This window comes from Acidiphilium cryptum JF-5, from assembly GCF_000016725.1.
Classification (GTDB): Bacteria; Pseudomonadota; Alphaproteobacteria; order Acetobacterales; family Acetobacteraceae; genus Acidiphilium; species Acidiphilium multivorum.
In genome coordinates this window covers 2,976,409-2,991,132 of sequence record NC_009484.1, presented here as the reverse complement: position 1 = coordinate 2,991,132, position 14,724 = coordinate 2,976,409, and the positions used below count along the sequence as shown (strand labels likewise).

Genomic DNA, 14,724 nt, shown 5'->3' with positions numbered 1-14,724 from the left:
CATCCGATCCGGAAGGATCGGAAAGTGCTCTAACATCGCGTGAGGGCATGATGGACAATCTAGATACGATGACGCCGGAGCAGTATCGCGCGCGCTACGAGGCGTTGCAGGCGGGGGCGCGGGCGAGGGCGGCGGCGATGCCGGATCTCGGCGCGCCGCCGGCGATCGGCGCTGGCGACGTGATTTCGCGGGAGGTGATTCCGCCGGGGTGGTATGTGGCACTCCGGCTGCGGCGGGGCGAGGCGCTGCATGTGGAGAACCCGCGCGGCACGCCGGGGGCTTCGGTTTTCCTGTGGAACGCCGACGATGTTTCGGAACGGTTCAATGCCGGGGATACGGCGAAGCTGCAATGGACGACGCTGATCGGCGGCGGGCGGGTGCTGTTTTCGGACATGGGGCGGGTGATGGCCTCGGTGATTTCGGACAGCGGCGCGGGGCATGATCCGATCCTCGGGCCGTCGACGCCGGAGACGGCGGGCGGGGCGCGCAACGGGCGCGACAACCTGCGCAGCGCCGCGGCGAAGTTCGGGCTCGGGCGGCGGGATGTCGGGCCGTGCCTGACGCTGTTCGCGAAGATGCGGGTGGACGAAGCGGGGCGGCCGGCGCTGGCGGGCGCGCCGCCGCCGGGGGCGTTCGTGACGCTGCGGGCGGAGATGAACCTGCTCGTCGCGCTGTCGAACACGCCGCATCCGTTGGCGACATCGCAGGCGGCGAGCGGGGAGATCGGGATCGTGCGGTATCGCGCGGCGGCGGCGGGGGCGGACGATCCGTGCCGGTGGGCGACGGAGGAGGCCGCGCGCGGCTTCGGGAACAATGACCGCTATTTCGCGTGAGGGCATGATGGAACACCATTTCGACGCGGCGATCCTCGATGTCGTGGTGCCGGCGCGCGCGCCGTTCTCGGCCACGCTGAAGGCGGGGCAGGTGCTGCGGATCATCGACCTGGAAGGCCAGCAGGCGGTGGATGCGCTGTTCTATAGCGCCGCCGATCCGGGCGAGCGCTATTCGGCGCAGGACACGCTGGCCGCACAGGCGCGGGCCGGCGGGCGGTATGACCTTTCGGCCGGGTCGGTGCTGCGCTCGAACGAGGGGCGGGCGATGGCGACGATCATCGCCGATACCTGCGGGTTTCACGACACCAGCGCGGGGGCGTGCTCGTGCGAGAGCAATACCGTGCGGTTCGGGTACGCCACACGGTTCATGCACGCGTGCCGGGAGAATTTCCTGACGGAGCTCGCGAAATACGGGATGGACAAGCGCGATCTCGTTTCGAATGTGAACTTTTTCATGAACGTGCCGATCCGGCCGGATGGGGAGCTGACGGTGGATGACGGGGTGTCGGCGCCGGGCGGGTATGTCGAGCTGCGGGCGGAGATGGATCTGCTGGTGCTGATTTCGAACTGCCCGCAGGTGAACAACCCGTGCAACGGGTTCCGGCCGACGCCGATCCGCTGCGTGGTGTGGGAACCATGAGGCGGGAGGCCGGGTTTTCCAGGGTTCTCATCGCCAACCGGGGGGCGATCCTGGCACGGATCGGCCGGACGCTGAAGCGGATGGGGATCGAGTCCGTCGCGGTGCATTCGCCGGCTGACCGGTTCACCGCGCCGGTGCTGGCGGCGGATCATGCCGTGGCGCTGGCGGGGAACGCGGCTTCGGAGAGTTATCTCGATGTCGGGGCGATCGTGGACGCGTGCCGGGCGAGCGGGGCGGAGGCGGTGCATCCGGGCTACGGGTTCCTCGCCGAGCGGGCGGATTTCGCCGAGGCGCTGGCGGATGCGGGAATCGTGTTCATCGGGCCGCGCCCGGAGCAGATGCGGGCGTTCGGGCTGAAGCACACGGCGCGGGCGCTGGCGCGGGACGCGGGCGTGCCGCTGCTGCCGGGCTCGGGGCTGCTCGGCTCGGTGGAGGCGGCGGCCGAGGCGGCGGCCGCGATCGGCTATCCGGTGATGCTGAAGAGCACGGCGGGCGGCGGCGGGATCGGCATGGCGCCCTGCGCCGACGAGGCGGAGCTGCGGGCGCGCTTCGCCGGAATCAGCCGGCTGGCGCAGGCGAATTTCGGCGAGGCGGCGCTGTATCTGGAGAAGTTCGTGACCGCGGCGCGGCATGTCGAGGTGCAGATCTTCGGCGACGGCGCGGGCGGGGTGATCGCACTCGGGGCGCGGGATTGTTCGTTGCAACGGCGCAACCAGAAAGTCGTGGAGGAGACGCCGCCGCCGGGAATTCCCGCGCCGGTGCTGGCGGCGATGGAGGACGCGGCGTGCGGCCTCGCGCGGTCGGTGCGGTATCTCTCGGCCGGGACGGTGGAGTTCATCTACGACGCGGCGGCGCAGACATTCTATTTCCTGGAGGTGAACACGCGGCTGCAGGTCGAGCACGGGGTGACCGAGGAGGTGTTCGGCATCGATCTGGTGGAGTGGATGGTCCGTGCCGCCGCCGGCGGGTTCGCGCTGCCGGCGGGGCTGACCCCGCGCGGGGCGGCGGTGCAGGCGCGGCTCTATGCGGAGGACCCGGCGGAAGGGTTCCGGCCCTCGACCGGGCGGATCACCGCGCTGCGCTATGGCGCCGGCGCGCGGGTGGACGGGTGGATCGCGCCGGGGAGCGAGGTGACGCCGTTCTACGATCCGATGCTGGCGAAGCTGATCGGGCGCGGGGCGGACCGGGCGGCGGCGATCGCGGCGCTGCGGGCGGCGCTGGCGGCGACGGTGGTGACCGGGATCGAGACCAACCGCGCCTATCTGCTGGCGGCGCTGGACGATGCGGATTTCCGCGCCGGGACGATGACGACGGCGACGCTGGGGCGGCTGGACTGGCGGGGCGAAGGGATCGCGGTGCTGGAGCCGGGGGCGCAATCGTCGTTGCAGAGCCTGCCGGGGCGGCTTGGCGCCTGGGAGGTGGGGATTCCGCCGAGCGGGCCGATGGATGCGCGGAGTGCCGCGCGGGCGAATGCGCTGCTCGGCAATCCGCCGGGGACTTCGGTGCTGGAATGCACGCTGAGCGGGCCGGTGCTGCGCTTCCGCGGCGATGCCGAGATCGCGCTCGCCGGGGCGCGGATGGCGGCGACGCTCGATGGCGCGAGGGTGCCGCATGACGCGGTGGTCGCGGTGCGGGCGGGGCAGGTTCTGGCGCTGGGCGCGATCGAGGGGCCGGGGCAGCGCTGCTATCTCGCGGTGGGCGGCGGGTTCATGGCGGCGGAATTCCTCGGCTCGACCGCGACCTTCGCGCTGGGCGGGTTCGGCGGGCATGGCACCGGCTGCCTGAACGCGGGGGATGTGCTGCATTTCGCCGGGCTGGCGCGTGGCGAAGCGGCGGCGCCGGAGGCGGCGGAACTGACCGCGCGCTGGGAGATCGCGCTGCGCCACGGGCCGCACGGGGCGCCGGATTTCTTCACCGAGGCGGATATCGAGACCCTGTTCTCGGCCTCCTACGAGGTGCACCACAACTCGGCGCGGACCGGGGTGCGGCTGGTCGGGCCGAAGCCGGACTGGGCGCGGGCGGATGGCGGCGAGGCGGGGCTGCATCCCTCCAACATCCATGACGTGCCCTATGCGGTGGGGGCGGTGGATTTCACCGGGGACATGCCGATCCTGCTCGGGCCGGACGGGCCCTCGCTCGGCGGGTTCGTCTGCCCCGGCGTGGTGGCGTCGGGCGATCTGTGGAAGCTCGGGCAGGTGCGGCCGGGGGATGTGGTGCATTTCACCCGCGCCGACGCCGACCCGGCGGTGCTGCACCGGTCGGAGACGATGGTGGTGCGGCGGCAGGGGGATGCGAACCTGCTGGTCGAGTTCGGCGCGATGACGCTGGATTTCGCGCTGCGGCTGCGGGCGCATGCGTTGCAGGCGGCGCTGCGGCTGGCGGGGCTGAAGGGGATCGTCGATCTCACGCCGGGAATCCGCTCGTTGCAGGTGCATTTCGACCCGGACGCGGTGCGGGCGCAGGTGCTGCTGGAGGCGATCCGCGCGATCGAGCCGGATTTGCCCGATCCGGCGGCGATGACGGTGCCCTCGCGCATCGTGCATCTGCCGCTGTCCTGGAAGGACGGGCAGGTGATGCTGGCGATGCGGAAATATCAGGAGACGGTGCGGCCGGACGCGCCCTGGTGCCCGGACAATGTGGAGTTCATCCGGCGGATCAACGGGCTCGAGTCCGAGGACGCGGTGCGGCGGATCGTGTTCGACGCCGATTATCTCGTGATGGGGCTGGGCGATGTGTATCTCGGCGCGCCGGTGGCGACCCCGATCGACCCGCGGCACCGGCTGGTGACGACGAAATACAACCCGGCGCGGACCTGGACGCCGGAGAACGCGGTGGGGATCGGCGGGGCGTATCTCTGCGTCTATGGCATGGAGGGGCCGGGCGGCTACCAGCTGTTTGGCCGCACCGTGCAGATGTGGAACAGCCATCCCGGCGGGCGGGCGCCGTTCGGCGACACGCCCTGGCTGCTGCGGCATTTCGACGTGCTGCGGTTCTACCCCGTGGACGCGCGGGACCTGGCCGAGGCGCGGGCGGCGTTTCCGCACGGGCGCTATCCGCTGCGGATCGAGGAGACGACATTCTCGCTCGCGGCGCAGCAGGCGCTGATGGCGGCGGAGGCGGAGAGCATCGCCGCCTTCCGGGCGCGGCAGGGGGCGGCCTTCGCCGCCGAGCGCGAGGCCTGGCGGGCGATGGGGCTCGACGCCGCCCCGGCCGAGGAGCTGACGCCGCCGCCGGCGGCGGCGGCGCTGGCGGCGGGGATGCGCGCCCTGCCCGCCCCGGTGCCGGGCAGCGTGTGGCAGGTGCTGCGCGGGACGGGCGAGCGCGTCGCCGCCGGGGAGACGGTGATGATCGTCGAATCGATGAAGATGGAGGTCCGGGTGACGGCGCCGGCGGCGGGGGTTCTCGCCGCGATCGAGACCGCGCCGGGACAGGTGGTGCGGGCCGGGCAGCGCCTCGCCGTGATCGCGCCGGAGGATGCGGCATGATTCCCGATCTGCTCGATATCGCGACGCTGCGGGCGGGGTTCGCCGCCGGGGCGTTCACGCCGGGGGAGCTGGTGGATGCGGTCTATGACCGGATCGAGGCGTATCGCGATCCGGCGGTGTTCATCGCGCTGCGGCCGCGCGCGGCGGCGCGGGACGAGGCGATGGCGGCCGACCCCTCGCTGCCGCTCGCCGGGCTGCCCTTCGCGGTGAAGGACAATATCGACGTCGCCGGGATGCCGACCACGGCGGGATGCCCGGCCTTCGCCTACATGCCGGCGCGGGACGCGGCGGTGGTCGCGCGGCTGCGGGCGGCGGGGGCGGTGCCGATCGGCAAGACCAATCTCGACCAGTTCGCGACCGGGCTGAACGGCACGCGCTCGCCCCATGGCGCGCCGCGCTGCGTGTTCGACGCGCTGTATGTCTCGGGCGGGTCGTCCTCCGGCTCGGCGGTCGCGGTGGCGGCGGGGCTCGCGGTGTTTTCGCTCGGCACCGACACGGCGGGATCGGGGCGGGTGCCGGCTTCGTTCAACAATCTGGTCGGGCTGAAGCCGACGCGGGGATTGCTGCCGGCGAGCGGCGTGGTGCCGGCGTGCCGGAGCCTCGACTGCGTGTCGGTCTTCGCCAATGCGGCGGCGGATGCGGCGACGGTGCTGGCGGCGGCGCAGGGGGTGGATGCGGAGGATCCGTATTCGCGGGCGCCGGAGACGGTGGCGCTGCCGGCGCGGCCGCGTGTCGGCATCCTGGGGGCGGCGGAGCGCGAGGGCGGCAACGAGGCGGGGTATGCGGCGCTCTATGCGCGGAGCTGCGCGGTGGCGGCGGGGCTCGGCTGGACGCTGGTGGAGATCGACGACGCGCCGTTCCGCGCCGCGGCTTCGCTGCTCTACGAGGATGCGTTCGTGGCCGAGCGGCTTTCGGCGCTGCGGGGTTTTTTCGCGCAATCGCCGGAGGCGTTCGACCCGGCGGTGCGGGCGATCCTGGAGCGGGCGCGCGGGTTCGACGCGGCGGACCTGTTCGACGCGCAAGCGCGGCTGATGGGGCTGCGGCGGCAGGCCGGGGCGGAGCTGGCGAAGGTGGACGCGCTGCTGCTGCCGACCGCGCCGGAGATTTTCACCGTGGCGGCGATGCTTGAGGCGCCGATCGCGCTTAACGCGGCGCTTGGGCGCTATACCAATTTCGTCAACCTGCTGGACATGGCGGCGGTGGCGGTGCCGGCGGGGTTCCGCGCCGACGGGCTGCCGTTCGGCGTGTCGCTGGTCGGGCCGGCCTTCAGCGACGCCGCGCTGCTGGCGCTGGGCGACGCGCTGCACCGGGCCGGGTCGCCGGGATGCGGGGTGTCGCGGCGGGCGGCGCCGGGGGCGCTGGCGATGCCGGCGGCGGCGCGGATCTCGATCGTCGTCGCCGGGGCGCATCTTTCGGGCATGGCGCTGAACCACGAGCTGACCGCGCTGGGGGCGCGGCTGGAGGAGGCGACGACGACGGCGGCGGACTACCGGCTTTACGCGCTGGCGACGGCGCCGGCGAAGCCGGGGCTGGTGCGGGCGCCGGGCTTCGCGGGGGCGGGCATCGCGGTGGAGCGGTGGTCGCTGTCGCCGGCGGAGTTCGGGCGGTTCGTGGCCGGCGTGCCGGGGCCGATGACGATCGGCCAGGTGACGCTGGCGGACGGGCGGCGGTTTGCCGGCTTCCTGTGCGAGCCGGCGGCGCTGGAGGGGGCGCGCGAGATTACCGGGTTCGGCGGCTGGCGCGCCTATCTGGCGGCGGCCTGACGCGCTAGAGCATCATCCGATCAGATGGAGTCATCTGACCGGATAAAGATGCTCGGGTTATCAGTATGATAGAGCACGACATCCGATCCGAAAGGATCGGAAAGTGCTCTAGCGTCCCGAATCTGAAATCCATCGGATTTCAGATTCAAAGTGGACACTGGGAAAAAACAATAGTTTGGTGGCCTGCTTGTCCCTGAAATTCACCCACGAATTTCAGGGGCAGGACACTAGAGCATCATCCGATCAGATGGAGTCATCTGATCGGATAAAGATGCTCTGTTTATCAATATGATAGAGCACTACATCCGATCCGAAAGGATCGGAAAGTGCTCTAGGCGGTTGCCAGAGTCGAAACGGCGCGTCCGATGCGGGCGGAAGGCAGGACATTGATAATTCGATTCGGAATGACATCGAACGATTCGCCGTGGCGGCCGGAATCCGGTTAATATGTTGTTTATATGTCCATAATACTTTGCATCAACAAAAATCAGAAAGGCAGGAATAGATATCGGATTCGAAATGAGCTTTTTCCAGAAGTCGAAATGGCTGATCCTTGGTGTGCTGTCCGGGTGCGTGGCGGCGCTGGCGGTCGTTCTGCTGGTGAAATACGCGTATGACGATCCGCATCCGTTCAGTAGCCGGCGCGAGGTGTACGACCGGATGAGCGTTTCATATTTCCACAAGATTCGACAGTATGGGAAACTCGACGCGGGGCAGATCCTGCATATCGCGAAAAATCAGGACGTGCGGGACCATAATTTCGTGATGCAATTCGACCCGCATGACATCAACGCCTATCACGTCGAGATCTCGAACGTTCCGCGCCGCGTGTGCCGCTACATGGTCGACATGTCCTATAGCTCGAACATCATCAAGAACATCTATATCGACAATAAAGTGGTGGATCTGGTCCAGGACCAGCCTATCGGCGGGCGGTTCCTGATGGTGAACGGCAAGGCGGTCACGGCCAGCCAGGATGCCTATGCGCGCAGCCTCTGCGCGAGGCGAAGCGGCGCGTTGCGGATCGGGCTCAGCGTGGTTGTCCACCGAAACAGGTATTGAGGGCGGGAGGCGACCCGATCAGGCCAGGCGGCCTGACCGGGTTTGCGTGTCAGTGTCAGTGTTCGAGGTCCGACTGCGTGGTGTCGGCGGTCGTCAGGATCGCGTAGATCGCCGCGATGGCGTAGACCATCACGAGAAGCCCGATATAGACATAGGCACGGTGAATCCCGGCGCTGCGCAGGATGAGGCCGGCGACGATGGGGATCAGGCCGCCGCCATAGACCTGCGAGATCTGATAGCCGAGGCTGGCGCCCGATGCGCGATACCGCGTCGGGAAGTTCTCGGTGTAGAAGGCCGGGATGGCGCCATAGCCGAAGCCGAAGACGAAGCCGAAACCGATGACTTCCGCGACGACCGCGAGGAAGAAGCTGTGCATGTTGATGAGGTAGAAATACGGGATCGCGAAGACGAGAAACACGACGGCCGAGATCAGCAGCACGGTGCGACGGCTCACGCGGTCGGCCATGCGCGCGCCGATATACATGAAGACGAACATGAAGGCGGCCGCGATCAGCCCGACGGTTTCGGCCTGCGTGGCGGTGAAGCCGACGGCTTTCATGTAGCTCGTGCCGAAGACGAACGACAGGAAGAAGGCGCCGCTGAACATCGCGTTCACGAGCGACGTGCGCAGGATGCGCAGGGGCATCTCGCGCCACACCCGGCTCGCCGGCAGGTCGAGCACCGCGTGTCTGGCGCGGTGGCGCTCGAAGACGAAGCTGTCCTCGGTCCGCGACCGGATCACGATGCCGACGATGGCGACGAGGAAGCCGATGAAGAAGAAGATGCGCCAGCCCCAGGCGATGAATTCGGCATGCGTCATCATCGACTTCACGAGGATGACGGACCCGAAGCCGAGCAGCAGCCCGATCGGGATCGCGAAGCCGACCCAGGCGCCCCAGAAGGCGCGATGCCGCGACTTCGCCGCCTGCTCGACGACCCAGGTCGAGGCGGTGCCGAACTCGGCGCCGAAGCTGATGCCCTGGGCGAGGCGGAAGATGATCAGCAGCGCCGGCGCGACCGCGCCGATCGAATCATAGGTCGGCGTCAGGCCGATCAGCAGCGTGCTGACGCCCATCAGGACCAGGGCGTAGACCATCGCGTCCTTGCGGCCGCGGCGGTCGGCGATGTTGCCGAAGATGAAGGCGCCGAGCGGCCGGATGACGATGCCAAGACCGTAGACGCCGATCGCCGCGGCGATGGCCGCCAGCCCCGGCAGCTTGAAGAAGATGCCGCCCCAGACCGTGGCGGCAATGACGCCGGTGACCAGGAAGTCATACTGCTCGATGACCGACCCGATGATGCTGGCCAGCGCGACCTTGCGGATCTGATGTTCCGTTGGCTCGTCTGTCGTGTGATTCATGATGTCTGTGTTCTCCCGGAGCCCGTTCTGGGTCTGCCCTGTCGATTATTGTGTTTCAAGGTCCGGTCGGCAGACCGACACTCGCGCGGAGTGGCTTTACTTCTGCGTCCCGGCGGTTTCGGCCTCGAATTCGGCCGCGTGGCGCACGAGCGCAACCAGTCGCCAGATCCCGTGCACGAACTTTCCGTATGGCATTGTGACAAAAAAGCCAAGAACCACGCCGAGATGGATGCAGAGCAGGATCCCGGCAAACGATGTCGCGCGGAGGACGAGCAGAGCCAGACCCGTCAGGCCGAGCAGGAACAGGGTGACGATGAAGGCGACATCCATGCCGCGGCTCGCGGGATCGGCGAAGGCGGGCGGGCGCCGCCTCTTCTCCAGCAGCAATCCGGGCGCGCCGGCGACGAGGCCGATGCCGCCGAGCGCCCCGAGGATCACGGGAAGCGAGGTCGGCGGATAGGGGGCCTCGAGATCGAACCCGTAGCTGTAGAGGGTCGCCACGCAGGTCGAGGCGAAGCAGAGCAGGAAGCCGTAGAACACGAAATGGTGAAACAGCCGGCGGTGGTCGCGCGGGGCCTGCTGGGCATCCGGGCAACCGGCGCCGCCGCCATCGAGATAGCGGAGCCTCATCGCATCGTGCAGCGCGCCGGCCAGCGCGCGGGGGCCGATATGCGGCGCGGGGCCCGCGGCGCGCCAGAATTGGCGGATGCCGGCGGCGATCGTGAAGATCGCGTAGAGGGCCGCGAGGCCGAACACCGCGACCATCGCGCCATGCGACATCAGCCGGTAGAACGCGCCGGGCGCCGAGAGCGGGCCGCCGGCGCCCGAAAGTGCTGGCATGATGGCGGCGAGGAAGCCGATGACGCAGAGCAGGATGACGGCGGCGTTCACGATGCCGCCGCGATCGAACGCGCCGCCGGCCAGGCGCGGCCAGGCATGCGCCGCGTAGGATTCCCGGCGCGCCGCGGCCATCGTCCGCGGCACGTTGACGGCGAATTCGTGCGGCGGCGCGAACTGGCAATCGTCGAGGCAGGCGCCGCAGCCGTGGCAGAGGCTGGCGAGATGCGCGAGCGTGCCGGGGCTGAACTCCCGGTGCCGCTCCATCGCCGGGAACACGGCGCAGAGCCCTTCGCAGTAACGGCACGAATTGCAGATGGTCATGATCCGCGCGGCCTCGGCCAAAGCGGGGGTGCCGCGAGTGTCAGTTCCGTCCATGGCGCGCCGCCTCCCGACCGGCGATTCGTCCGAACACGCTGCCGATGGTCATGCCGATTCCCGCCGCGTAGCCCCGGCCCAGCACGTTGCCGGCCATGATCTCGCCCGCGGCGAACATGTTCACCGCCGGCCTGCCGTCATTCATGCGGATCCGCGCGTCGCGGCCGACCCTGACGCCGAGATAGGTGAAGGTGATGCCCGGACGCACCGGGTAGGCATAGAACGGTGGTTGCTCGATCCGCCGCGCCCAGTGCGATTTCGGCGGCGACAGCCCCTCGGTATGGCAGTCATCGAGCACGGTATGGTCGAAATGCCCCTCGCGCACCGCGTCGTTGAAGGCCGCGAGCGTGGCTTCGAAGCGCTGCGGATCGAGCTCGAGCCGGGTGGCGAGGGTATGCAGGTCGTCCGCCTGCACGGGCGGGTAAAGCGAGGGCATGAACAGGGGGAGCGAGCGGGAATCGAAGACGATATAGGCGATCTGCCCGGGCTGGGCGGCGACGAGGCGGCCCCAGATGGCGTATCGCCGGGGCCAGAAATCCTCGCCCTCGTCGTAGAAGCGCTCGGCGTTGGCGTTGAGCACCACGCCGAAGACGACGCAGTCGAGCCGGGTGATGATGCCGCCGTCGAAGCGCGGGGCCCGCGCGTCGATCGCGACGGCGTGGCATTGCGTCGGGTCGCCGACCGGCTCGGCGCCGGCATCGAGCAGCAGGCGCAGGATGTCCCCGCGATTGTAGGGCGTGCCGCGGATCAGGAAATTGTCGGCGGCGGCGCCCCAGGATTCCTTCAGCCAGTCGATATTGGCCTCGAACCCGCCGGCCGCTGCCACAAGGGTGCGGGCCTTCACCGGCACGACGGCGCCGCCATGCCGGACCAGGGCTTCGCGGAACACGCCGTCCTGAATGTCGAAGCCGATGACTTCCGCCTCGTAGATGACCCGCACGCCGAGGCTTTCGGCGGTGCGGTAGAGCGATTTCAGCATGGCGCGGCCGCCGCCGAGGAAGAAGGAATTGGTGCGGCCCAGGCTGAGCGTGCCGCCGAGCGAAGGCTGGAACCTGACGCCCTGGCGGGCGATCCAGGTCAGCATGTCCTTGGATTCGGCGATCATGAAGCGGGCGAGATCCTCATCGGTCTCGCCGCCGGTCACGCGGAGAAGGTCCTGCCAGAATTCCTCCTCGGTATAGGGGCCGGTGAGGAAATCCGTGGCGCTGTCGTGCGCGCAACGCATGTTCCGCGTGTGCCGCGTGTTCCCCCCGCGGTAGAATTCGGGGGCCGCTTCGAGCACCAGCACCGAGGCGCCTTCGCGCCGGGCACTGATCGCCGCGCACAGGGCGGCGTTGCCGCCGCCGATCACCAGCGTGTCGACCGTCGCGGGAAAGACCGTTTCAGACCTCATGCCCGTGCTGAGTAGAGGCCGGGCGGGGTCAAGTCAAGATTGTATACAATTGAATGCAATGTCGCCGGCGGGGTGCGGCCATGCGGCGGCGTTCGGCGGGAGCACCATCCGCATGGGCCGACAGGTCAGACGCTCATTGCGCGGATTCCCCTCAGGCGCGGCGGCGGTTGCGGCGTGATATCAGGCACAGACCGAGCAGACCCGTGCCGAGGAGAACAAGAGAGCCTGGCTCGGGGACCGCGGTTGGGTCCTTCACCAGGGTGAACCGGGCTTCGACCGTGTGGAGTTGGAGTCCTATAAAGGAATCCGTAAGCAGGCTGATATCAAGCTCGCCATCGTTGTTCGGTCCGAAGTTGAGCTTGAGAAGTGGATTCGTAAATTGGATTGAGTTGTTTTTGATATAGTCAAAATAATATCCAAAAAATAAATACTGTCTGTTGACTATCGCCGTCCCGCTACCGTTTGCACCAAACGAAGGAGGCGGTTGCGTAAAGTCGAATGCGACGGAAAAGCTCTGCGTCCCTGTCGCCTGCCGGGTTGGGTTCAGTGTAAACAGATTGTCGGTCACCGACTGTCCAACATCGAGTGGAGACAGCGTAAACGGCGATCCGAGGTCGATTGCTGAATTGCTGGTCGCGCTGAGGCCACTACTTGTTGTAACCGCATACGTCCCGCCAAAGGTGATGGGACTCGCATGGGCGGTGGCAGCCCATGCGCCACCGAAGACCATGGCACCAACAACAATTTTAAAAATCCGCTTCATGGCGATGCAACTTTCTGTTCAATGCAAGACATTCCAGTCAGCCTCAACAAAGCAATTTCGATGCCAAAAAATATGTCGATAAAAATCAGGGTTTTATAAATTCGCAATCGTAATTGTGTAAGAATTGCTGACAGACCTGGCGCCTCGGGCGGCCATATGCCCGCGGAGACAGGGGGCCTTGCGCGATCCGGGATGGAGGCAGCGGCGGCTGAAAGTGTCCGGTTTCGGCCATTGCCGCGAAGGGCAGGATATCGGCCGGATATTGGGTATCCGGCGATTGCGAACCCGAAGGAATTCGGTGATTTCAGTGGTATCCCGTACCGGATTCGAACCGGTGTTGCCGCCGTGAAAGGGCGGTGTCCTAGGCCTCTAGACGAACGGGACCGAGTGCGCCGCTAGATAGTCGACTTCGCGCCGGGCATCAAGCGCCACGACGCGGTTTTCCGGTCGCGCCCTGGCGCGCCCGCGCGGCCTCGCGCCGGCCGGTGCGGCAGGCGTCGGAACAGAATTTGACGGCGTCCCAATCCCGCGCCCATTTCCGCCGCCAGGCGAACGGCCGGCCGCAGGCGGCGCAGGTCTTCTGTGGCAGGTCGGCCTTGCGCACCGCGCCGGCCTCAGTGCCGCGGCGCCGCCGTGCCGGCGATCCGCCCCGTGCGCGGATCGACGAAGACCACCGCGCCGCCCTGCCCGTCATGCAGCCATATCGCCACCATGCCGCCCGCCGCCGCGACGCCGGCGATCGCGCTGCCCGCACCGCCCGGCAGTTCGGTCGCGAAAGGCGGCGCGGCGGTGCGCGGCGCGACCGCCGGCGGAGGCGCGGCCGCGTGCTCCGGCGCCACAATCCGCTTGACCACCACGCCGATGACCAGGGCGGTGCCCAGCACGACCAGTATGCCAAGCCCGATGACGAGCGCTTTCAGCCCCCGCAGATTCTGCGCGCCAGCCTCGCGTGCCGGCCTTGGCCGGATTGGTGTATCCTGCATCCGTGAACTCCGAACCCAACTCCGATTCCCATGCAACCCCGCCCGCCGGCATGGCGCCGCCCGACGCCCCATCCTACGGGAGCGGGCCGTTCCGCGCCACGGAGGCCGATGGCGGCGAGCGGCTGGACCGGTTTCTCGCCTCCCGCCTGAGCGAGATGTCGCGCTCGCGGCTGAAGGCGCTGATCGAGGCGGGGACCGTCACGTGCGATGGCGCCGTGATCAGGCTGCCATCGGCCGCGGTGCGGCCCGGCGCGATCTACACCGTGGCGCTGCCGCCCGCCATCCCGGCGGCGCCGCAGGGCCAGGCGCTCGACCTCACCGTATTGTATGAGGACTCCGACCTGATCGTGATCGACAAGCCGGCGGGCCTCGTCGTCCATCCCGCGCCGGGCAATCCGGACGGCACGCTGGTCAACGCGCTCATCGCCCATTGCGGCGACAGCCTGGCCGGAATCGGCGGCGAGCGGCGCCCCGGCATCGTCCACCGGCTCGACAAGGACACCTCCGGCGTGATGGTCGCCGCCAAGACCGAACTCGCCCTCAACGCGCTCTCCGCCGCCTTCGCCGCGCGCGATCTCGACCGCGAATATCTCGCCCTGTGCTGGGGGGCGCCGCAGCCCGCCGAAGGCGAGATCGAGGGCCCGATCGGCCGCGACCCGCGCGACCGCAAGCGGATGGCCGTCGTCGCCCGCGGCGGCAAGCCGGCGCTGACGTATTACCGCACGCTGCGCCGCTTCGGCCTGGGCGCGACGCTCCTCGCCTGCCGGCTGGCGACGGGCCGGACCCACCAGATCCGCGTGCATCTCGCCAGCCGCGGCCATCCGCTGGTGGGCGATCCCGTCTATCTGCGTCGCCGGCCGGCCGCGGCATCGCAGATGCAGCAACCTCAACGCGATTTTCTTCTGGACTTTCCGCGCCAGGCGCTACATGCTGCCACGCTTGGGTTCGCCCACCCGCGCAGCGGCGCGAAGCTGCGGTTCGAGGCCGCGCCTCCGGCCGATCTTGCAACATTGCTGTCACATCTGGGTGCTATTACTCCCCCGACATGACTGCAATACTGGACTGGTATGGTCCTTTTTGTTGACAATCCGCCGATCAGCGTGGTAGACAGGTCACAGTCAAGAGCGGAGTCAAGTGGATCCGCGATCTTTCCCGCCCGTTACCGCCTTTTCAGGGGTTCTCGCGGGACCGTGATACGGCAAGATCGCTGACCTGTGTATACTCCGC

General features: G+C 68.3%; 12 protein-coding genes and 1 tRNA gene. 6 read left to right on the top strand and 7 right to left on the bottom strand.

The window, feature by feature from the left end; translation table 11 throughout:
* The first annotated feature begins 50 nt into the window (after positions 1 to 50).
* From ACRY_RS16150 to ACRY_RS16130, 5 genes are all read left to right on the top strand, one after another.
* Complete coding sequence (locus tag ACRY_RS16150; protein WP_012040266.1) at positions 51 to 833, top strand: urea amidolyase associated protein UAAP1; 783 nt, start codon at positions 51 to 53, stop codon at positions 831 to 833.
* A 7-nt stretch (positions 834 to 840) separates the two neighbouring features.
* Entirely contained in the window at positions 841 to 1,473 is a 633-nt protein-coding gene (locus ACRY_RS16145) for an urea amidolyase associated protein UAAP2 (protein ID WP_012040265.1), read from the top strand.
* The gene (locus ACRY_RS16140; RefSeq protein ID WP_012040264.1) at positions 1,470 to 4,958 is read left to right on the top strand and encodes a 5-oxoprolinase/urea amidolyase family protein; all 3,489 of its coding nucleotides are present in this window, start codon (positions 1,470 to 1,472) and stop codon (positions 4,956 to 4,958) included. Before ACRY_RS16145 ends, ACRY_RS16140 begins: the two co-directional genes overlap by 4 nt.
* Positions 4,955 to 6,721 carry an allophanate hydrolase gene (gene atzF, locus ACRY_RS16135; protein WP_012040263.1) on the top strand — a complete coding sequence of 589 codons (1,767 nt, stop codon included), beginning with the start codon at positions 4,955 to 4,957 and terminating at the stop codon, positions 6,719 to 6,721. The genes ACRY_RS16140 and atzF overlap by 4 nt, the downstream gene beginning before the upstream one ends.
* 519 nt (positions 6,722 to 7,240) lie before the next feature.
* Complete coding sequence (locus ACRY_RS16130) at positions 7,241 to 7,783, top strand: hypothetical protein (RefSeq protein WP_012040262.1); 543 nt, start codon at positions 7,241 to 7,243, stop codon at positions 7,781 to 7,783.
* 55 nt (positions 7,784 to 7,838) lie between these two features.
* Here ACRY_RS16130 and ACRY_RS16125 read toward each other — a convergent pair whose 3' ends face one another.
* From ACRY_RS16125 to ACRY_RS16100, 7 genes are all read right to left on the bottom strand, one after another.
* Positions 7,839 to 9,143 carry an MFS transporter gene (locus ACRY_RS16125; protein WP_007424262.1) on the bottom strand — a complete coding sequence of 435 codons (1,305 nt, stop codon included), beginning with the start codon at positions 9,141 to 9,143 and terminating at the stop codon, positions 7,839 to 7,841.
* 96 nt (positions 9,144 to 9,239) lie between these two features.
* A complete protein-coding gene (tcuB, locus tag ACRY_RS16120) occupies positions 9,240 to 10,358 on the bottom strand; it encodes a tricarballylate utilization 4Fe-4S protein TcuB (protein WP_012040261.1) in 1,119 nt (372 codons plus the stop codon).
* Positions 10,345 to 11,751 (bottom strand): FAD-dependent tricarballylate dehydrogenase TcuA, encoded by a 1,407-nt coding sequence (tcuA, locus tag ACRY_RS16115; RefSeq protein WP_012040260.1) that lies wholly within the window; start codon positions 11,749 to 11,751, stop codon positions 10,345 to 10,347. The genes tcuB and tcuA overlap by 14 nt, the downstream gene beginning before the upstream one ends.
* Positions 11,752 to 11,902: 151 nt before the next feature.
* On the bottom strand, positions 11,903 to 12,514 hold the full coding sequence (locus ACRY_RS20290; RefSeq protein WP_012040259.1) for a PEP-CTERM sorting domain-containing protein: 612 nt from the start codon (positions 12,512 to 12,514) through the stop codon (positions 11,903 to 11,905).
* A 308-nt stretch (positions 12,515 to 12,822) separates the two neighbouring features.
* Positions 12,823 to 12,898 (bottom strand) — tRNA-Glu (locus ACRY_RS16110).
* Positions 12,899 to 12,935: 37 nt separating this feature from the next.
* Positions 12,936 to 13,208, bottom strand: coding sequence for a DUF2256 domain-containing protein (locus ACRY_RS16105; RefSeq protein WP_081432895.1), 273 nt, complete (start codon positions 13,206 to 13,208; stop codon positions 12,936 to 12,938).
* Positions 13,129 to 13,497 carry a hypothetical protein gene (locus ACRY_RS16100; protein ID WP_012040258.1) on the bottom strand — a complete coding sequence of 123 codons (369 nt, stop codon included), beginning with the start codon at positions 13,495 to 13,497 and terminating at the stop codon, positions 13,129 to 13,131. Before ACRY_RS16100 ends, ACRY_RS16105 begins: the two co-directional genes overlap by 80 nt.
* A gap of 50 nt (positions 13,498 to 13,547) precedes the next feature.
* Here ACRY_RS16100 and ACRY_RS16095 point away from each other — a divergent pair, with 50 nt between their 5' ends.
* On the top strand, positions 13,548 to 14,546 hold the full coding sequence (locus tag ACRY_RS16095; protein ID WP_012040257.1) for an RluA family pseudouridine synthase: 999 nt from the start codon (positions 13,548 to 13,550) through the stop codon (positions 14,544 to 14,546).
* The last annotated feature ends 178 nt before the right edge of the window (positions 14,547 to 14,724 follow it).